The organism is Streptococcus pseudopneumoniae (assembly GCF_001072665.1).
Classification (GTDB): domain Bacteria; phylum Bacillota; class Bacilli; order Lactobacillales; family Streptococcaceae; genus Streptococcus; species Streptococcus pseudopneumoniae_S.
Window position 1 is genome coordinate 37,143 of the sequence record NZ_JVJI01000055.1, and the last position, 17,137, is coordinate 54,279.

18 protein-coding genes are annotated in these 17,137 nt (G+C 39.5%); 16 read left to right on the forward strand and 2 right to left on the reverse strand.

All coding sequences use genetic code 11. The features are described from left to right. Positions 1-3: 3 nt before the first annotated feature. The 15 genes from ADH52_RS03670 to ADH52_RS03740 all read left to right on the forward strand — a co-directional run bounded on the left by ADH52_RS03670 (position 4) and on the right by ADH52_RS03740 (position 14,157). Positions 4-789 (forward strand): hypothetical protein, encoded by a 786-nt coding sequence (locus ADH52_RS03670; protein ID WP_049510156.1) that lies wholly within the window; start codon positions 4-6, stop codon positions 787-789. Next, positions 782-1,894, forward strand: a complete 1,113-nt coding sequence (locus ADH52_RS03675) for a DGQHR domain-containing protein (RefSeq protein ID WP_049510158.1) — start codon at positions 782-784, stop codon at positions 1,892-1,894. Before ADH52_RS03670 ends, ADH52_RS03675 begins: the two co-directional genes overlap by 8 nt. Positions 1,895-1,925: 31 nt before the next feature. After that, positions 1,926-3,146 (forward strand): DNA cytosine methyltransferase, encoded by a 1,221-nt coding sequence (locus tag ADH52_RS03680; protein ID WP_049510159.1) that lies wholly within the window; start codon positions 1,926-1,928, stop codon positions 3,144-3,146. A 70-nt stretch (positions 3,147-3,216) separates the two neighbouring features. Continuing rightward, on the forward strand, positions 3,217-4,794 hold the full coding sequence (locus ADH52_RS11435; protein ID WP_049510161.1) for a hypothetical protein: 1,578 nt from the start codon (positions 3,217-3,219) through the stop codon (positions 4,792-4,794). Positions 4,795-4,925: 131 nt separating this feature from the next. Continuing rightward, positions 4,926-5,513, forward strand: coding sequence for a DNA-directed RNA polymerase subunit delta (rpoE, locus tag ADH52_RS03690; protein WP_000418409.1), 588 nt, complete (start codon positions 4,926-4,928; stop codon positions 5,511-5,513). Between the two features lie 236 nt (positions 5,514-5,749). Continuing rightward, entirely contained in the window at positions 5,750-7,357 is a 1,608-nt protein-coding gene (locus ADH52_RS03695; RefSeq protein ID WP_049510163.1) for a CTP synthase, read from the forward strand. 119 nt (positions 7,358-7,476) lie between these two features. Next, entirely contained in the window at positions 7,477-8,553 is a 1,077-nt protein-coding gene (locus ADH52_RS03700; protein WP_049510165.1) for an N-acetylmuramoyl-L-alanine amidase family protein, read from the forward strand. A gap of 90 nt (positions 8,554-8,643) precedes the next feature. Beyond that, a complete protein-coding gene (locus ADH52_RS03705) occupies positions 8,644-8,943 on the forward strand; it encodes a DUF4651 domain-containing protein (protein ID WP_049510167.1) in 300 nt (99 codons plus the stop codon). Further along, positions 8,940-9,257 (forward strand): thioredoxin family protein, encoded by a 318-nt coding sequence (locus ADH52_RS03710; RefSeq protein ID WP_049510168.1) that lies wholly within the window; start codon positions 8,940-8,942, stop codon positions 9,255-9,257. Before ADH52_RS03705 ends, ADH52_RS03710 begins: the two co-directional genes overlap by 4 nt. Before the next feature lie 15 nt (positions 9,258-9,272). Further along, a complete protein-coding gene (gene ytpR / locus ADH52_RS03715) occupies positions 9,273-9,899 on the forward strand; it encodes a YtpR family tRNA-binding protein (RefSeq protein WP_049510170.1) in 627 nt (208 codons plus the stop codon). A gap of 40 nt (positions 9,900-9,939) precedes the next feature. Further along, positions 9,940-10,701, forward strand: a complete 762-nt coding sequence (locus tag ADH52_RS03720) for an SDR family NAD(P)-dependent oxidoreductase (protein WP_049510172.1) — start codon at positions 9,940-9,942, stop codon at positions 10,699-10,701. 77 nt (positions 10,702-10,778) lie between these two features. Beyond that, positions 10,779-11,174 (forward strand): single-stranded DNA-binding protein, encoded by a 396-nt coding sequence (locus ADH52_RS03725; protein WP_049510174.1) that lies wholly within the window; start codon positions 10,779-10,781, stop codon positions 11,172-11,174. A gap of 155 nt (positions 11,175-11,329) precedes the next feature. Beyond that, positions 11,330-11,614: a co-chaperone GroES gene (groES, locus tag ADH52_RS03730; protein WP_049510176.1), complete on the forward strand. Its 285-nt coding sequence runs from the start codon at positions 11,330-11,332 to the stop codon at positions 11,612-11,614. Positions 11,615-11,629: 15 nt separating this feature from the next. Then, positions 11,630-13,252 carry a chaperonin GroEL gene (gene groL, locus ADH52_RS03735; RefSeq protein WP_049510178.1) on the forward strand — a complete coding sequence of 541 codons (1,623 nt, stop codon included), beginning with the start codon at positions 11,630-11,632 and terminating at the stop codon, positions 13,250-13,252. A gap of 137 nt (positions 13,253-13,389) precedes the next feature. Next, positions 13,390-14,157, forward strand: coding sequence for an epoxyqueuosine reductase QueH (locus ADH52_RS03740; RefSeq protein ID WP_049510180.1), 768 nt, complete (start codon positions 13,390-13,392; stop codon positions 14,155-14,157). A gap of 70 nt (positions 14,158-14,227) precedes the next feature. On the opposite strand, the gene ADH52_RS03745 is transcribed toward ADH52_RS03740, so the two are convergent. Both ADH52_RS03745 and recX read right to left on the reverse strand, forming a co-directional pair. Next, complete coding sequence (locus tag ADH52_RS03745; RefSeq protein WP_000775316.1) at positions 14,228-14,761, reverse strand: nucleoside tri-diphosphate phosphatase; 534 nt, start codon at positions 14,759-14,761, stop codon at positions 14,228-14,230. 88 nt (positions 14,762-14,849) lie between these two features. After that, complete coding sequence (recX, locus tag ADH52_RS03750) at positions 14,850-15,626, reverse strand: recombination regulator RecX (protein WP_049510182.1); 777 nt, start codon at positions 15,624-15,626, stop codon at positions 14,850-14,852. A gap of 37 nt (positions 15,627-15,663) precedes the next feature. Here recX and rlmD point away from each other — a divergent pair, with 37 nt between their 5' ends. Continuing rightward, positions 15,664-17,031: a 23S rRNA (uracil(1939)-C(5))-methyltransferase RlmD gene (gene rlmD / locus ADH52_RS03755; RefSeq protein ID WP_049510183.1), complete on the forward strand. Its 1,368-nt coding sequence runs from the start codon at positions 15,664-15,666 to the stop codon at positions 17,029-17,031. The last annotated feature ends 106 nt before the right edge of the window (positions 17,032-17,137 follow it).

A 17,137-nucleotide genomic window follows, 5' to 3' on the forward strand; every position in this document is an offset into this window, starting at 1 on the left:
GTTATGGGTAAAATTAATAAGACTAGAGGGATCATAAAAGTTGACCTACAATATGGGAACGGAAATATCGATTTCCATAAAAATGTTAGTGACGCTATGGATACTGAATCTTATGACCATCAAACGTATTTAGACTACCTGGATAAAATAGAAAATTTAAGGGAGATAATAGGGGTAGATAAACCACTTATGGCTGTTAAGCATGATCATGACTATTTAATTGTTACAGGTTTAAGTGGCCCCGATAAAGAAATTTCAGTATTTATAGTTTGGCAAAGTCCTAAAGAATTGGCAGATTTATTTCCTGGAGCTATAAAAAGAATCAATGATTTTATTAAAGAAAAGTGGGAAGACGAACATCTTTTAAAAGCTAAACGTTTAAAATTCGATATCCCTTCTCCAGCTGTAATAACAATTTATCCAGCTTATAAAAATGGGTACAAAGTCGAATCTGGTGATGATTCAGTAATTCAAAATATTTCTATAAAGAGAGATTATGGAGCAAAGCCAGTTGAGATTTTGTTAAATATTCTTGGTATACTTATTGCGATTGGAATCTTAATTACAACATTTAATTGGGACACTTTTTGGGGATTAGTGATTCCGATGGGTATAGTTGTGAGCTATAATATTTTTGAATGGACACAAAAATCTTATCAATTAATAGTAAAATCATTTGATACTATTGAAAATCCCAATAATATCAAAGAGAGTACAAGTGCCACTGATATTGAATTTAAACTTCCGGAAATGATAAATATTAAAGGAGAGGAGGAAGAAAATGTCTAATTTTCCATTTGTAAGAATAGAGCAAAATGAAGAGGTGTTTTACTTAACTAAGATGCCAATTTCTTTTTTGAAGGATCATGTTAATTTTCATTTTAGGACAACCTCAAATGAAAATGATATCCAATATGCTGATGAATATATTAAAAGTTTAGAAAGTAAGTTGGGAGATTCTGCAGATATAACTAGTGGTACTGAAGGTATACAACGTAGAACGAACTTAAAAAGAATTAATGATATTGCAGATTTTGTGAAGACATCTAGGAGCATTGTATTTTCAACTCCAATTGTTCTTTCTTTGGATGTTTTTTCTACAGATTATAATGAAAATAAAATTAAAATCGATGAAACTAAAAGAGAGTTTATAATCGAAGAGGATATAAAATTTACTATAATCGATGGTCAACATAGATTAGCAGGATTATCCCAGGCTTTTCTCGATACAAAGAAAGATATTGATATCCCTATTACTTTAATTTTAGGATCAGATTTATCTACTGCTACAAAACTATTTATTGATATAAATGGTAATCAAAGAAAAGTTAATAAGTCTATGATTTATGATTTATATAAAAATATAACTGAAGATGATAGAAAAAATATAAACCAATATACATCAATTGTACGAGCGCTAAATACCACTGAATCATCTCCGTTTTTTAATAGAATTAAAATGTTGGGTACTGGTGCAGGTGTGATATCACAATCATTTATGGTTGATTATCTCATGGAGGTATTTAAAAATTTCAATGAGATAAATAGCGATTCTCAGTCTATGTTCTCTGAAGTATATATTTACTTCAAAATTATATCTAAAATATATAAAGAAGACTGGTCTTTAAAAGAAATAATGCGTAATAACAGTCAACTTGTTAAAACTAATGGAATTGGAGCATGTTTACTACTTTTACCCACTTTAATAAAAGAAATAGGGAAACCGTCGGAACAACAGAATAAGTATGTTGCTTATTTTAAGGAACGTGCAAATTTTAATTGGAATAATGATGCTTTCGCCGGAACTGGAAAGAAAATCCAAAAACAAATTATGGAAAATTTGAAGGATTTTCCTAAGATTAATAGTAATAACAAAATTATTACCTCTATATAGATTCAGGTGTTTTTAGAAAGCAGGTTACTACATGACAAATTCTGTAAGTTCGAACCGCTCTGAGAAGTACAACATTGCAGCTTTCTTCTCAGGTGTTGGGGGAATTGAGTTGGGATTTGAACAGACCAACGAGTTCAGAGTGGTGTATGCCAATGAGTTTGATAAGTATGCGCGTCAGACTTATCAGTTAAACCATCCAGATACCTATTTGGATGGTCGTGATATTCACGATGTTCAGCCAGAGGACATTCCAGCTGAGCGCGTGGATGTGATTATGGGAGGTTTCCCTTGTCAGGCCTTTAGCATTGCGGGCTATCGCAAGGGATTTGATGATGATCGTGGCGATCTTTTCTTCGAATTGCTTCGTATGATTGAGGGATGCAAACCTCGCGCTATTTTTATCGAAAACGTTAAGAACATGGTCGGTCATGACCATGGCAATACCTTTAAGGTCATCCGTGAAGCCTTGACCGAGAACAACTACTTTATCAAGTGGAAGGTTCTCAACGGAAAAGACTATGGAAATATCCCACAAAACCGTGAGCGGATTTATATCGTTGGTTTTGATACCAAGGAAGCTTATGACTTGTTTGAATTTCCAGAGGAAATCAAGCTGACTACGACTCTTCAGGATGTGATTAACTTCGGCGATAAGCTAGAGGAGGTCTACTACTACCGTGAAGGTAAGCAAAATTTCTACGACCAGTTAAAGTTTGAAGTGACTAGCCAAGATACGGTTTACCAGTGGCGCCGTCAGTATGTCCGTGAAAATAAGAATGGCGTTGTCCCAACCCTAACAGCAAATATGGGAACAGGTGGCCACAACGTTCCATTGATCCTGACGGACAGTGGTGAGATTCGTAAGCTAACACCGAAAGAAACTTTTAATGTTCAAGGATATCCTAAATCCTTTAAAATCCCGAAAGGGGTTTCTAACGGTCAGCTATACAAGCAGGCTGGAAACAGTGTGGTCGTACCCGTGATTAAACGTATCGCGGAAAATGTTGCCAAAGCTTTAAATGAAAGTCAGGGGCAATCTCAACTTGAACGTTCAGGAAAAATTGCCATTATCTACACCAAGATGAATGGACAATTTGAAGGGCAGTCCTATGTCAAGGACTTTGTAGATAGCTATGACCAAGCTCTTGAAAAAATCAAGTCTTATGACGATGGTCTAGCCCTTCTATCAGATGAAGATTATTTGAGATTTGTAAAAAAACAAGGCAAACTTGAATTTTACAGTATTAATTAACGAATATATAAGAGGATTAGTGAAAAACTAATCTTCTTTTGATATACTGAAAATAGAAAAGAGGGCGCTTATGTGGGAACATCTAAAGTCTGAACAAAAAGACAAATACAAAACCTTAATTACCAACTTCGCTAGTTTGAGCCAAGCTTTCTCTCAAAAGGCAGAATCCGAAGACGAGGGACAAACAGAGAATTATGTTGCTCCGATTGTTAATTCTAAATTTCAAGAAACAGTCTTCCAGAAGGCTTTTAATGCGGTTGGGGAAGATATTGCCAATACCTCCTATGATGCCTCTGTCGTTGTGGATGAAAATCATAAATACCTAGTGGGTATCAAGTCTTTTGGAATTAATTCTGGAGACCAAAAAATCGCTCAGTTTAAGAAGGATTCTCAAGATTGGACGGACTTGTTGGGTGATATCAAATTCCATGCAGATATCTCAGCAGATAAAGAAACGGCAGACAAGCAAAACTATCAACGCTATGAAGAGTTGGCACGAAAGATTGCGACCTTAAGAAACCAGAGAATTGAGTCCTCTAAGGCGCAAATCAAGGGTTTTAACTCAGATTCTGTCAATGTTGAAGCTGTTTATCACGTTCTGATGCCAACACCAAAGGGAGAAAATCCAAAGATTTTTGTTGGGGAGACGACTTATTTACCAGTCGATATTGATAATCTAGTCATTGAAGGTTCAACTACCAAAAACAATCCGACCAATTTTCGTTTTACGGATGGGCAACACCACTACAAGTACACCGCAGCTGACAGCCAGCTCCACATGACTTTTAACAATAAAGACATTGTGGTAGACACTTGGGACGTCCATTACATCGAAGATCCTTTTTCTCTCTTTGAAAATCTTCATTTACTGACAGCTGAAAAGGATAAAACTGATATCTTAGAAACAGTGTCTTGGGTTATCACAGACAAATATGGAAATGTAGAAGAAAACTCTGGTTTCAACGCCTTTAATGGTGGTTCAAAACTAGCTAAAAAAGACCGTCTGCCACGGATTTTTAAGATTCAGGATAAATTTAAGGACAGTTTAGCTCCAGAAGAACTAGCTTTTGTGACCTTCTCTCTGGAAGAAATCCTCTTGAAGAAATGGACCACCAGGGAAGAAAAAGCTAAGATGAAGGCTATTCGTGAGGACTTGATTCATTTTGTCCACGAGACAGGGAATGAAAAACTCATTAAAGAAATCGAACAACTCGTCTATCGTCCAGTAAGTGAAGTTTATATTCCACTGCCTGACTCCAAGAACTTCCATGATGAAAGACCAGATTTCTTTGGGCCAGGCTTCGGGACCTTTGAACCCGGCACTAAAAAACTAGCTCTACCGAAAGAGGAAAGAACCTTTAAGCTACGTTTCTTATCTTCTGGAGATGTCATCAATGCCTATATCAACCAGGAAGCTGGTAAGGCGATTCAGTCAACTGATAAGCAAGAAATTCTTGGAAATTGGATCTTGCGTGGTGTTTTCCAGTTGAAGGAACGAGAAGTATTGACAGGTCAACGACTCAATGAACTAGAAATCAACGGTATTCGATTGACCAAATTTACAAATGGCGAAATCGGGATTGAATTCATCTGGATTGATACTGAAACCCCACCTCACGATGCCATCGGCTGGGTAGCAAAGAAATAAAAAGTCCTATCACTTTCCCCCATTTAACCTTTGACTATTTCGCAAAATTATCGTACAATAAAGAGTACATGATAAAATGAGGTCAGAGTCTGTTCGCTCTGGCGATAGTAGTATAAATGAGGAGAAACGCTTTGGAATTAGAAGTATTTGCTGGGCAAGAAAAAAGTGAACTATCTATGATTGAGGTAGCGCGTGCTATCTTGGAACTTCGTGGTCGCGATCATGAGATGCATTTTAGCGATCTTGTAAACGAAATTCAAAATTACCTTGGAACATCAAACAGCGATATCCGCGAAGCCTTGCCTTTGTTCTACACAGAGTTGAACTTTGACGGTAGCTTCATCTCACTTGGAGACAACAAATGGGGTCTTCGTTCATGGTATGGTGTGGACGAAATCGATGAAGAAATCATCGCTCTTGAGGAAAATGATGACGATGAAGTAGCACCAAAAGCTAAGAAAAAACGCGTTAATGCCTTCATGGATGGCGATTCTGATGCTATTGACTACAATGCAGATGATCCAGAAGACGAAGATGCATACGAAGCAGATCCAGCTCTTTCATACGATGATGAAAATCCAGATGATGAGAAAAATGAAGTGGAAGCTTATGATGCAGAAATCAACGAGATTGCTCCTGATGACTTGGGTGAAGACGTGGATCTCAACGAAGAAGACGACGAGTTTTCAGATGATGATACTGAAAACATCGAGGAATAAAAGTTAGCTATTGACAATTATTCTATTTTTAGGTATCATATTGTTCGGGCACCTCTTTTAGAGGTCGGGGCTCCCTAGTTCTTAGGGAGCTATTTTTGTTTTTTCAAGAAGTTATCTTCTTGTATTTTGGTTGTAAATCTGGTGCAGTCGTTCCAGATTATTCTTATTAGTAGGGTCTTGTTTTCTATGTCCCCTCGTAGTCAGCAAGACCTTGAGCATTTTAGAAAGAGGAATCTATGTCAACGAAATATATTTTTGTAACTGGTGGTGTGGTATCGTCTATTGGGAAAGGGATTGTGGCAGCAAGTCTGGGCCGTCTCTTGAAAAATCGTGGTCTCAAAGTAACCATTCAAAAGTTTGACCCTTATATCAATATTGATCCGGGAACTATGAGTCCTTACCAGCACGGGGAAGTTTTTGTGACAGATGACGGAGCTGAGACAGATTTGGACTTGGGTCACTATGAACGTTTCATCGATATCAATCTTAACAAATATTCCAACGTGACAACTGGTAAAATTTACAGTGAAGTTCTTCGTAAAGAACGCCGTGGAGAATACCTTGGGGCAACTGTTCAGGTTATTCCTCATATCACAGATGCTTTGAAAGAAAAAATCAAGCGTGCCGCTCTAACGACTGATTCTGATGTCATTATTACAGAGGTTGGTGGGACAGTAGGAGATATCGAGTCCTTGCCATTCTTAGAGGCCCTTCGTCAGATGAAGGCAGATGTGGGTGCGGATAATGTCATGTATATCCATACAACCTTGCTGCCATACCTCAAGGCCGCTGGTGAAATGAAAACCAAACCAACTCAACACTCTGTAAAAGAATTGCGTGGATTGGGAATCCAGCCAAATATGTTGGTTATTCGTACAGAAGAGCCAGCTGGTCAAGGAATTAAAAACAAACTAGCACAGTTCTGTGATGTGGCACCAGAAGCCGTTATCGAGTCTTTGGATGTCGAACACCTTTACCAAATTCCATTGAACTTGCAGGCTCAAGGTATGGATCAAATTGTCTGTGACCATTTGAAATTAGACGCACCAGTAGCGGATATGACAGAATGGTCAGCCATGGTGGACAAGGTCATGAACCTCAAGAAACAAGTTAAAATTTCCCTTGTCGGTAAGTATGTTGAGTTGCAAGATGCCTACATTTCTGTGGTTGAAGCCTTGAAACACTCTGGTTATGCCAACGACGCAGAAGTGAAAATCAATTGGATCAATGCCAATGATGTGACAGCAGAGAATGTGGAAGAGCTTTTGTCTGATGCGGACGGAATCATCGTACCAGGTGGTTTTGGTCAACGTGGTACTGAAGGCAAAATCCAAGCCATCCGCTATGCGCGTGAAAATGATGTTCCAATGTTGGGAGTCTGCTTGGGCATGCAGTTGACTTGTATCGAGTTTGCTCGTCATGTTTTGGGGCTTGAAGGGGCCAATTCTGCAGAGCTTGCACCAGAAACAAAATACCCTATCATTGATATCATGCGTGATCAGATTGATGTTGAGGATATGGGGGGAACCCTTCGCTTGGGGCTTTATCCGTCTAAGTTGAAACGTGGCTCAAAGGCAGCGGCTGCTTATCACAATCAAGAAGTGGTGCAACGCCGTCACCGTCACCGTTATGAGTTTAACAACGCCTTCCGTGAGCAGTTTGAGGCAGCAGGCTTTGTCTTCTCAGGAGTTTCTCCAGATAATCGTTTGGTCGAAATTGTGGAAATTCCTGAAAATAAATTCTTTGTAGCGTGTCAGTATCACCCTGAACTTTCAAGTCGTCCAAACCGTCCAGAAGAACTCTACACTGCCTTTGTTACTGCAGCAGTTGAGAACAGCAATTAGCAAAATCAGAACCTTTGAGAAGAATCTCAGAGGTTTTTTGCTTGCATATTTAGGATATAATTTGCAAAACAAAAATATAGTGATATAATCAACATAATAACAACTAAGGAGGAACTACAATGAAAAAAATCACATTATTTGGTTTGTCTCTAGCTGGTCTAGCTTTACTGGCTTTTCCACATTCAGGGCAGGCATTTGAGCTTAAAGAAGAATGGGTTGTTAAGTGTGGAGTGCAGTATCAAGATGGCAAGATTCTTCGGTTTAACAATGGTCATGAAGTGGATATCAAAGTCTTGGATTTGCCAAAAACCGAGAAAATCGAGTGGACGGTTAGTCTCGATGGTCAAGATCAAACTGTCAATTTCCTAGGTCAAGAAAAGGACAAGTCTATGATGGGCGTAGAGGGGCGTTACCTGAATTTCTATGTTCCATATGGCTATAGAGGAGATATCAAGGTAGAAGCCAAGAGTGGAAATGAAGTAAAGACCTGGTCAACGAAAGTTGTGGATGATATTCATAATGATAGTGGAAAGAGAGGTTACTATCGTATTGAAGAATCAAATGATCAATACACTTACCTCGATGCTAAATGGGATTATCAAACCAAGACTTACACTGCTACTTTACCAGAGACTGTCAATGGTCAAAAAGTCTTTGCTTGGGCAGACTATGGCAATGGCGAGTTGAAACTTGAAAAACTAAAATCTATCAGTCACAAATATGATGATGGAGGATCTTTCAAAGAGCTTTATCCGATTGTAAAAGCAGAAAGCTGGCTAAAATCAAACCAAAACTGGTACTATCAAAAACAAGGTCAATTAGTGCAGAAGGATTGGGTTAAGGACAAGGGAACTTGGTACTTTATGAACGATAAAGGAGTCATGTTCAATCAAACTTGGCTCTATCAAGGTGGCAACTGGTATGCCTTTAAATCATCAGGAGCCATGATTGCGAGTGACTGGCTTTATGATCAAGGCAAGTGGTACTATTTATCAGCTTCAGGAGCCATGAAAGCAAGCACTTGGGTTTATGACAAGGGAGAATGGTATTATGTAAGTTCTTCTGGTGCCATGCTAGCGAATGATTGGGTCAAAGATAATGGCAAGTGGTATTATCTGGCTTCATCAGGTAAGATGCTTCGCAATACCTACACACCAGATGGCTACTACGTTGGCAACTCAGGTGCCTGGCAATAAGAATAAGAAGTCCTTTTCCTTAAAGGAAGAGGCTTTTTACTTGCTTTTCTGCTGCTTCCTCATTTGTCCTAAAGCCTTTTTTGTGTTAAAATGAATGGTATGAAAGCTAAAAAAATGTGGATGGCAGGTCTGGCTCTGCTTGGTATTGGGAGCCTTGCCCTTGCTACGAAAAAAGTTGCAGATGATCGTAAGCTCATGAAGACCCAGGAAGAGTTGACAGCGATGGTGCGAGACCATTTTTCAGACATGGGAGAAATTGCTACCCTCTATGTTCAAGTCTATGAAAGCAGTCTAGAGAGCTTGGTTGGTGGCGTCATTTTTGAGGATGGCCGTCATTATACCTTTGTCTATGAAAATGAAGATCTGGTGTATGAGGAGGAAGTCTTATGATACAACCAGCAAGTTTAGAAGAATTAGCATCTTTAGTAGAAAAAGATGGCAAGAAGGTCTTTCTTTTTGTAGCAGACTGGTGTGGCGATTGTCGTTATATCTATCCTACCTTGCCAGAAATTGAGGAGACCAATCCAGAGTTCACCTTTATTCGAGTGGACCGAGACCAGTATATGGATTTAGCCAAACTCTGGGATGTTTATGGAATCCCCAGCCTTGTTGTTCTAGAAAAGGACAAGGAAATCGGTCGTTTTGTCAATCGCGACCGTAAAAGCAAGCAACAAATTAACGACTTTTTAGCAGGACTAAAATAGGAGAAAAAGGAAACAATGATTTTTACATATAATAAAGAACATGTCGGTGATGTCCTTATGATCATCGTAAAAAACAGCGGAGATGCCAAGTTGGATGTGGAGCGCAAAGGCAAGGTAGCCCGTGTTTTTCTCAAAGATAATAGGGAAACAGTGGCTTGGAATATTTTTGAAGTTTCAAGTTTATTTGAAATTGCAGAGCGCGGTCAAGTCTTTTTATCAGATGAACAGGTCGCTCGTTTGAACCAAGAATTGCAGGTAGAAGGCTTTGCAGAAGAAATTGTTAATGACAAGGAACCTAAGTTTATTGTTGGTGAAATCGTTGAGATGGTAGCCCATCCAGATAGTGACCACCTCAACATCTGCCAAGTTGCAGTCGCAAGTGATAAGACAGTGCAAATCGTTGCAGGGGCTCCCAATGCGCGTGTTGGATTGAAAACCATTGTAGCTCTTCCTGGAGCAATGATGCCCAAAGGCAATCTTATTTTCCCAGGTGAACTTCGTGGCGAAAAGAGTTTTGGAATGATGTGCAGTCCTCGTGAATTGCATTTGCCAAATGCTCCGCAAAAACGTGGCGTTATTGAATTATCAGAAGACCAAGTTGTCGGAACACCATTTGACCCAGCGAAACACTGGACTGCATAATAATTGTCAGTATCTGATAGACCAGATAGAAGGAAATAAGATGGCAAAAAATGTAGTAATTACAGGAGCGACCTCAGGAATCGGTGAAGCTATTGCGCGTGCTTATCTGCAACAGGGTGAGAATGTCGTTCTAACAGGACGAAGGATAGACAGACTAGAAAACCTCAAGTCGGAGTTTGCAGCAACCTATCCAAATCAAACAGTTTGGACCTTTCCACTGAATGTCACGGATATGACCATGGTCAAGACTGTCTGCTCCGATATTTTGGAAACGATAGGGCAGATTGATATCTTGGTCAATAATGCTGGACTAGCTCTTGGCTTGGCTCCCTATCAGGACTATAAAGAGTTGGATATGTTGACCATGCTGGATACCAATGTCAAGGGTTTGATGGCAGTCACTCGCTGTTTCTTGCCAGCAATGGTAAAAGCCAATCAAGGTCATATTATCAATATGGGGTCGACCGCAGGAATCTATGCCTATGCGGGAGCCGCTGTTTACTCAGCCACCAAGGCTGCAGTTAAGACTTTTTCAGATGGACTGCGAATTGATACCATTGCAACGGATATCAAGGTGACGACCATTCAGCCTGGAATTGTCGAAACAGATTTCTCTACAGTTCGTTTTCATGGTGACAAAGAGCGTGCTGAGGCTGTCTATCAGGGAATAGAAGCCTTGCAAGCTCAAGATATTGCAGATACAGTAGTCTATGTGACCAGTCAACCTCGCCGTGTGCAGATTACAGATATGACCATTATGGCCAATCAACAGGCGACAGGTTTCATGGTTCATAAAAAATAAAAAATTTTCTCGAAAAGTTACAAATTTCTGTAACTTTTTTTGATTTCCTGCGAATAGATAAGTAGGAGGAAGAAAATATGTATAATAAAGTTATCATGATTGGACGTTTAACGTCTACACCAGAATTGCACAAAACCAACAATGACAAGTCAGTAGCTCGTGCAACTATTGCTGTGAACCGTCGTTACAAAGACCAAAATGGTGAACGTGAAACTGATTTTGTCAATATTGTCCTATGGGGCAGATTAGCAGAAACCTTGGCAAGCTACGCAACCAAAGGAAGTCTCATTTCCGTTGATGGGGAACTTCGTACACGTCGCTTTGAGAAAAATGGTCAAATGAACTATGTGACCGAAGTTCTTGTTACAGGATTCCAACTCTTGGAAAGTCGCGCCCAACGTGCCATGCGTGAAAATAATGCAGGCCAAGATTTGGCGGATTTGGTCTTAGAAGAGGAAGAATTACCATTTTAAACATTGAAAAGTCTGAGTTGGTCTCAGGCTTTTTATCTTGCCAAAGTCAGACTTTTTTCTTGACTATTTCTGACCAAGTGATACAATAGAATTATAAATTAGCACTCGGATATAAAGAGTGCTAATAGTATCTATTTCATCATGGAGGAAATCAGATGTTGAAACCATTAGGAGACCGTGTGGTCTTGAAAATCGAAGAAAAAGAACAAACTGTTGGAGGTTTTGTCCTCGCAGGTTCAGCTCAAGAAAAAACAAAAACAGCCCAAGTTGTAGCTACTGGACAAGGAGTTCGTACCTTGAACGGTGATTTGGTAGCTCCAAGCGTTAAGCCTGGCGACCGTGTCTTAGTTGAAGCTCACGCAGGTCTCGATGTCAAAGACGGCGATGAAAAGTACATCATCGTTGGCGAAGCTAACATCTTAGCTATTATTGCAGAATAGAAGGAGAAAGTAAGTATGTCAAAAGAAATTAAATTTTCATCTGATGCTCGTTCAGCTATGGTCCGTGGTGTCGATATCCTTGCAGACACTGTTAAAGTAACCTTGGGACCAAAAGGCCGTAATGTCGTTCTTGAAAAGTCATTTGGTTCACCCTTGATTACCAATGACGGTGTGACTATTGCCAAAGAAATCGAGTTGGAAGACTATTTTGAAAATATGGGTGCCAAATTGGTATCAGAAGTAGCTTCAAAAACCAATGATATCGCAGGTGACGGGACTACAACTGCAACTGTTTTGACTCAAGCAATCGTCCGCGAAGGAATCAAAAACGTCACAGCAGGTGCAAATCCAATCGGCATTCGTCGTGGGATTGAAACAGCAGTTACCGCAGCAGTAGAAGCCTTGAAAAATAATGCCATCCCTGTTGCCAACAAAGAAGCCATCGCTCAGGTTGCTGCTGTATCTTCTCGTTCTGAAAAAGTTGGTGAGTACATCTCTGAAGCCATGGAAAAAGTTGGCAAAGATGGAGTTATCACCATCGAAGAGTCACGTGGTATGGAAACAGAACTTGAAGTCGTAGAAGGAATGCAGTTTGACCGCGGTTATCTTTCACAGTACATGGTGACAGATAGCGAAAAAATGGTGGCTGACCTTGAAAATCCATACATTTTGATTACTGATAAGAAGATTTCAAATATCCAAGAAATCTTGCCACTTCTAGAAAGCATTCTCCAAAGCAATCGTCCACTCTTGATTATTGCGGATGATGTCGATGGCGAAGCTCTTCCAACTCTTGTTTTGAACAAGATTCGTGGGACCTTCAACGTGGTAGCAGTCAAGGCACCTGGTTTTGGTGACCGTCGCAAAGCCATGCTTGAAGACATTGCCATCTTGACAGGCGGAACAGTTATCACAGAAGACCTTGGTCTTGAGTTGAAAGATGCGACAATTGAAGCTCTTGGTCAAGCAGCGAGAGTAACTGTGGACAAAGATAGCACTGTTATCGTAGAAGGTGCTGGAAATCCTGAAGCGATTTCTCACCGTGTTGCAGTTATCAAGTCTCAAATCGAAACCACAACTTCTGAATTTGACCGTGAAAAATTGCAAGAACGCTTAGCGAAATTGTCAGGTGGTGTGGCGGTTATTAAGGTAGGAGCCGCAACTGAAACTGAGTTGAAAGAAATGAAACTCCGCATTGAAGATGCCCTTAACGCTACTCGTGCAGCTGTTGAAGAAGGAATCGTTGCAGGTGGTGGAACAGCCCTTGTAAATGTCATCCCAGCTGTGACGAATTTGGAATTGACAGGAGACGAAGCAACAGGCCGCAATATTGTTCTCCGCGCTTTGGAAGAACCTGTTCGTCAGATCGCCCACAATGCAGGATTCGAAGGTTCTATCGTTATCGATCGTTTGAAAAATGCTGAAGTTGGTACAGGATTCAACGCAGCAACTGGTGAGTGGGTCAATATGATTGATCAAGGGATTATCGATCCAGTTAAAGTGAGTCGTTCAGCCCTACAAAATGCAGCATCTGTAGCCAGCTTGATTTTGACTACGGAAGCAGTCGTAGCTAATAAACCAGAACCAGCAGCTCCGGCTCCAGCAATGGATCCAAGCATGATGGGCGGCATGATGTAAGCTTTCTATAGAAAACAACTTATACAAAACACAAAAGGAGGGAATGGCTATTCCTTCTTTTTATGATATTCACTTCTAAATTGATTTGAGCTCTCCTAACTTATATGATAAAATAAGACTAGAAAAAGGAGAAGAACATGATCGATGTAGAAGAAATTCTGAGCAAGATGAATCCCAATCAGAAGATTAATTATGACCGTGTCATGCAGAAGATGGTACAAGTATGGGAGAAAAATGAGCAACGGCCAACCATTCTCATGCATGTTTGCTGTGCCCCTTGTAGTACTTATACACTAGAATATTTGACCAAGTATGCAGATGTGACCATCTATTTTGCCAATTCCAATATCCATCCCAAGGCAGAATACCATAAGCGTGCCTATGTTACCAAGAAATTTGTCAGTGATTTCAATGAGCGAACTGGTAATAACGTTCAATACCTAGAAGCTCCTTATGAACCTAACGAATATCGTAAACTGGTTCGAGGTTTGGAAGAAGAGCCTGAAGGTGGCGACCGTTGTAAGGTTTGCTTTGACTATAGACTGGATAAAACAGCTCAAGTGGCTATGGACTTGGGATTTGACTACTTTGGCTCAGCCTTGACCATCAGTCCTCATAAAAATTCTCAAACCATCAACAGCATCGGAATCGACGTGCAAAAGATTTATACCACCCACTATCTTCCAAGTGATTTCAAGAAAAATCAGGGTTACAAACGTTCAGTAGAGATGTGTGAAGAGTATGACATCTACCGTCAATGTTATTGTGGATGCGTCTATGCAGCCCAAGCCCAGAATATTGACCTGGTTCAAGTTAAGAAGGACGCCACAGCGTTCATGCTTGATAAGGATGTTGAAAAAGACTATTCCCACATCAAATTTACTGTTACGAAATTAGATATATAAAGACCACCCCAGCTGTAAAGCTGGGTTTTTCAAATAAAAAAACCAGGGCTTTCACCCTAGTTTGACAACTTTACCGATTCTTTAGTTCTACATAGCGCTTGTACCAAATGTTTACATAGGCTTCTGAGAAAGGACCACGTCCATTGTTAATCCAATCAACAAGAATTTTGACATGTTCTTTTAAAATATAGTCCAAGTCATCAGAATAATTCATTTTGCGTTTGTGGCGTTCATATTCCTCAACGTCCAAGAGACGTTTTTCCCCATCTGTAAAAATCTTAACATCCAAATCGTAATCAATATACTTCAGTGCTTCTTCATCCAGATAGTAGGGGCTGGCCATATTGCAATAGTAGGAAATTCCATTATCACGAATCATGGCAATGATATTAAACCAATATTTCTTGTGAAAGTAAACAATAGCCGGTTCTCGAGTGACCCAACGACGACCATCACTTTCGGTAACCAGTGTATGATCGTTGACACCAATAATGGCGTTTTCTGTTGTTTTTAGTACCATGGTGTCCCGCCAAGTTCGGTGGAGACTCCCGTCATGCTTATAACTTTGAATTGTAATAAAGTCGCCTTCTTTTGGAAGCTTCATAACTAACCAACTTTCTACAATTTATAAGTTTATCGTTTACTATTGTACCATAAAATTACCTAAAATCTGTGAATTTTACATGAAAATATTAAAGATATTCTCTGAGAGCGCTTGCTATATCCGAAAAATCGTAGCCCTTTCGTGCTAAAACTTGGGTTAAACGCTGTTTAAGTTCGTATCCTTCATATTTACGGGCATACTTAGAATATTGCTTATCAAGTTCCTTGAAGATGAGTTCCTGAGTCGTTTCTTGGTCAACTTGACTATCCAACTGATCAAAGGCAGTTTTAGCATCAGAATAGGAAAACCCCTTGTTGGTCAGATTTTGGATTATCTTATCTTGCAAGGCACGAGCTGGAAGTTTTCCCTCATATTTTTTCAATAGTTTATTGGCTACACGTTGAGCAACTTCCGAAAAATCAAATTCTTTCAAGTTCTCTTCTATGGTAGATTTTGAAACCCCTTTTTGTACTAGTTTCTGAGTCAGTACATAAGGTCCCTTGTCTCCTGAAAGTTGATTGGCATTGATGATAGCATAAGCGTACTGGCTATCATTAATCCAATTATCCTCTTTAAGATTAGCAATGACTTGAGAAACGATGTTTTCATCAATATCGTATTTTTTTAGATATTCTCTAACCTCTTTTTCAGTGCGTGCTTTAAAGGATAGGTGGTAGAGAGCTAGATTCTTACCGTAAGAAAATTGGGCAAAGTCCTGAATCTCTTTCAATTCTTCTTCGCTTATCACCTTATCTCTTGATAACATAAAGCGAACAATAGTATCTTCAGTAATGTGGCATTTGTCGTCATTATCAAGCTCCATCAGATAGAGTCTTTTTTTCTTTTCAAGTTTTGTGATTTTCATAGTTCTATTATAACTCAAAATGTGATAAGATAGGGGTATGAATCTGAAAGTGAAACAAAAAATACCATTAAAAATCAAGCGCATGGGAATTAATGGTGAGGGAATCGGCTTTTATCAAAAAACCTTAGTCTTTGTGCCTGGTGCTCTCAAAGGTGAAGATATCTATTGTCAGATTACTTCTATTAAACGTAACTTTGTAGAGGCAAAACTACTGAAGGTCAACAAGAAGTCTAAATTCCGTGTTGTGCCAGCTTGTACTATTTACAATGAATGCGGAGGCTGCCAAATCATGCACCTGCATTATGATAAGCAGCTGGAGTTCAAGACGGACTTACTTCACCAAGCGCTGAAAAAATTTGCCCCTGCAGGATATGAAAACTATGAAATCCGCCCGACGATTGGAATGCAGGAACCCAAGTACTATCGTGCTAAGTTACAATTTCAGACTCGAAAATTTAAGAATCAGGTCAAGGCGGGCTTATATGCACAAAACTCTCACTATTTAGTAGAGTTGAAAGACTGCCTGGTACAAGACAAGGAAACCCAAGTGATTGCTAATCGTCTAGCAGAATTACTTACTTTTCACCAAATTCCAATCACGGATGAGAGAAAAATTCTAGGTGTTAGAACTATAATGGTTCGACGAGCAAGAAAGACTGGACAGGTTCAGATTATTATTGTTACAAATCGTCAGCTTAATTTAACCCAACTAGTAAAAGACTTAGTTAAAGATTTTCCAGAAGTTGTGACAGTCGCTGTGAATACAAATACAGCTAAAACCAGTGAGATTTATGGTGAAAAGACAGAGATTATCTGGGGAGAAGAGAGTATTCAAGAAGGTGTTCTTGATTATGAATTTTCACTATCCCCTCGAGCATTCTATCAACTAAATCCTGAACAAACAGAAGTACTCTATAGCGAGGCGGTAAAAGCGCTGGATGTTGATAAAGAAGACCATTTGATTGACGCTTATTGTGGAGTTGGAACGATTGGATTTGCCTTTGCAAAGAAAGTTAAAACACTCAGAGGTATGGATATTATTCCAGAAGCCATTGAAGATGCTAAGCGAAATGCTAAAAGAATGGGATTTGATAATACTCATTATGAAGCTGGAACAGCAGAAGAGGTTATTCCTCGTTGGTACAAGGAAGGCTATCGAGCAGATGCTTTAATTGTTGACCCTCCACGTACAGGTCTGGATGATAAGTTATTAGATACTATTCTTACTTATGTACCAGAAAAAATGGTTTATATTTCTTGTAATGTTTCGACCTTGGCTCGTGATTTAGTGCGCTTAGTAGAAGTCTATGATCTTCATTATATCCAGTCGGTCGATATGTTCCCACACACAGCTCGAACGGAAGCAGTTGTAAAATTAATTAAAAAAATTAGAAAAAGTAGTTGACAAAGTTAGAAAAGCCGGTATAATAGTAAGAGTTGAAAATAACAACTCAGGTCCGTTGGTCAAGGGGTTAAGACACCGCCTTTTCACGGCGGTAACACGGGTTCGA